Annotated in this window: 3 protein-coding genes and 1 pseudogene; 3 read left to right on the top strand and 1 reads right to left on the bottom strand. The window is 70.1% G+C overall.

Annotation, left to right across the window (positions count from 1 at the left end; genetic code table 11):
- Nucleotides 1-196 (top strand): annotated as a pseudogene (locus DQP57_RS26445) (DUF6542 domain-containing protein); the annotation flags it as partial.
- Between the two features lie 4 nt (nucleotides 197-200).
- On the opposite strand, the gene DQP57_RS26440 reads toward DQP57_RS26445, so the two are convergent.
- Complete coding sequence (locus tag DQP57_RS26440) at nucleotides 201-1,211, bottom strand: 4-hydroxy-3-methylbut-2-enyl diphosphate reductase (RefSeq protein ID WP_112635867.1); 1,011 nt, start codon at nucleotides 1,209-1,211, stop codon at nucleotides 201-203.
- Between the two features lie 89 nt (nucleotides 1,212-1,300).
- Between DQP57_RS26440 and DQP57_RS26435 the strand changes: the two genes are divergently transcribed.
- Together DQP57_RS26435 and xseA are read left to right on the top strand one after the other, a co-directional pair.
- Nucleotides 1,301-1,900 (top strand): lipid droplet-associated protein, encoded by a 600-nt coding sequence (locus DQP57_RS26435; RefSeq protein ID WP_112635865.1) that lies wholly within the window; start codon nucleotides 1,301-1,303, stop codon nucleotides 1,898-1,900.
- Nucleotides 1,897-2,848: exodeoxyribonuclease VII large subunit (gene xseA / locus DQP57_RS26430; RefSeq protein WP_112635863.1), on the top strand; the 952-nt coding region annotated here is incomplete at its 3' end. The genes DQP57_RS26435 and xseA, both read left to right, overlap by 4 nt.

Below are 2,848 nucleotides of genomic sequence, written 5' to 3'. Positions count from 1 at the left end.
CGAGCCGCCCTATGAACCGCGGCGCCGGCGGCCCCCGTCAACCGGCTCCAACGGGACGACCCATCACCCCATCTCGCAGGTCCGCTACCGGGGCGCCGGTTCCCAGGAACCGCCCCGCGAGCCGCACACCGAGCGCCGCAGCCGCTCGCGGACGCCCGGGCGGTCACCGGCGGACTCGTGGGAATACGACGTCTAGCGGCTCAGCGAACTGAGCGGATCTCCCGCGGCAACGCGAACACCAGGGTCTCCTGCGCGGTCGTGACCGGCTGCACCACGTCGAAGCCGCATTCGGCCAGTCGCGCCAGCACGCCCTCCACCAGGACCTCCGGAACCGACGCCCCGGAGGTGACGCCCACCGTGGTGACGCCTTCCAGCCATGCCGGGTCGATGTCGTCGGCCCAGTCCACCAGGTGTGCGGCCGCGGCCCCGCCACCCAGCGCGACCTCCACGAGGCGCACCGAGTTCGAGGAGTTGCGGGACCCGACGACGATCACCAGCTCGCACTCCGGCGCCATCGCCTTGACCGCGACCTGGCGGTTCTGGGTCGCGTAGCAGATGTCGTCGCTGGGCGGATCCTGCAGCTTGGGGAATCGCTGCCGCAGCCGCTCGACGATTTCCATGGTCTCGTCGACCGACAGCGTGGTCTGCGAGAGCCACACCACCTTGTTCTCGTCGCGCACCGTCACGTGGTCCACGGCGGCGACCCCGTCGACCAGCTGCACGTGGTCCGGCGCCTCCCCGGCGGTGCCGACGACCTCCTCGTGGCCCTCATGGCCGATGAGCAGAATGTCGTAGTCGTTGCGGGCGAAACGCCTGGCCTCGTTGTGCACCTTGGTCACCAGCGGGCAGGTCGCGTCGATGGTGTGCAGGTTGCGGTCGGCGGCCGCGGCGTGCACCGTCGGCGCGACGCCGTGCGCGGAGAACACCACGATGGCCCCCTCGGGAACCTCGTCGGTCTCCTCGACGAACACCGCGCCGGCCTTTTCCAACGTGGTGACCACGTGGCGGTTGTGCACGATCTCGTGACGCACGTAGACCGGTGGTCCGTGCTTTTCCAGCGCGCGCTCCACGGTCTCCACGGCCCGGTCGACGCCCGCGCAGTAACCGCGCGGTTCGGCCAGCAGCACGCGCTTGCGGGCTGGGTCGCCGGCTGCCGAACGCGCTGGTCCTCCCACACGGCCGGGAATCCCCATGTCGATAGTCGGCGGCATGCCGTCCAGGGTACTTACCGCGGACACGGGCTTGCCAGCTCGCGCCGGTGGGCTTGGAGTTAGCCGCCGCTTAGGGCAATCTTGGACCCATGGGCACTGCACCGTATGGCGTTCGGCTGCTGGTCGGCGCGGCAACAGTCGCGGTCGAAGAGACCATCAGGCTGCCGAAAACCATCCTGATGTACCCGATGACACTGGCCAGCCAGGCCGCGCACATCGTGATGCGCTTCCAGCAGAACCTCGCCGAGCTGGCCATCAAGGGTGACAGCACGCTGGAATCGATCTTCCCGCCCAAGGACGAGAAGCCGGAATGGGCGACCTTCGACGAGGACCTCGTCGACGCGGTCGACGGGGCGTACGGCGCGTTGCAGGACGGCGGTGAGGGCGAGCGCAGGGCCGAAGGCCGGTTCGCGCTGTACTCGGTGGCCGACGCGCACGAAGACGCCAGCGCGCTGACCCGGCCCACCCGTCAGGCGAAGAAGCCGGCGGCCGGCGCCTCGGTTCCGCAGCCGGAAGTGGTCACCGAGCTCGACTACACCTCGCTGACGCTGGCGCAGCTACGGGCGCGCCTGCAGTCGCTGAGCGTGGACGAACTCGAAGCGCTGCTGGCCTACGAGCAGGCGACCAAGGGCCGTGCGCCGTTTCAGACGCTGCTCGCCAACAGGATCACCCGCGCGAACGCGAAGTGACCCCGGCCGTTACCTCCGAACCGAACTCCGCCGAGAACCCGTTTCCGGTGCGCGCGGTGGCCATCCGGGTCGCTGGCTGGATCGACAAGCTGGGCACCGTCTGGGTCGAGGGTCAGCTGGCCCAGGTTTCGATGCGGCAGGATTCCAAAACCGTGTTCATGGTGCTGCGTGACCCGGCCGCTGATATGTCGCTGACCGTGACCTGCCCGCGTGATCTGGTGCTGAACGCCCCGGTGAAGCTGGCCGAGGGCACCCAGGTGGTGGTTCGCGGCAAGCCGTCGTTCTACACGGGTCGGGGCACATTTTCGTTGCGGCTCAGCGAGATTCGCGCCGTCGGGGTGGGCGAGTTGTTGGCCCGCATCGACCGGCTGCGCCGGCTGCTGGACGCCGAAGGCCTCTTCGATCCTCGGCTCAAGCGACCGATCCCCTTCCTGCCCAACATGATTGGGCTGATCACCGGCCGCGCCAGCGCCGCCGAACGCGACGTGACCACCGTGGCGGCCGCGCGCTGGCCCGGGGTGCGCTTCGCGGTGCGTAACACCGCCGTGCAGGGGCCCAACGCGGTCGCCCAGATCGTCGAGGCGCTGGGCGACCTCGACCGCGACGCCGAGGTCGACGTCATCGTGATCGCTCGCGGCGGCGGCAGCGTGGAGGACCTGCTGCCGTTCTCCGACGAGACGCTGTGCCGTGCCATCGCGGCGTGCCGTACCCTGGTGGTCAGCGCGGTTGGCCACGAGCCCGACAACCCGCTGTGCGATCTGGTCGCCGATCTGCGCGCGGCCACCCCCACCGACGCGGCGAAGAAGGTGGTGCCCGATACCGCTGCCGAGCGGCGGCTGCTCGACGACCTGCGCCGGCGCAGCGCCCAGGCGTTGCGCAACTGGGTGACCCGCGAGCAACGGTCCCTGGCCCAGATCCGCAGCCGCCCGGTGCTGGCCGAGCCGCTGG

Source organism: Mycobacterium colombiense (assembly GCF_003284935.1).
GTDB lineage: Bacteria > Actinomycetota > Actinomycetes > Mycobacteriales > Mycobacteriaceae > Mycobacterium > Mycobacterium arosiense_A.
This window is presented reverse-complemented; position numbering and strand designations above follow the sequence as displayed.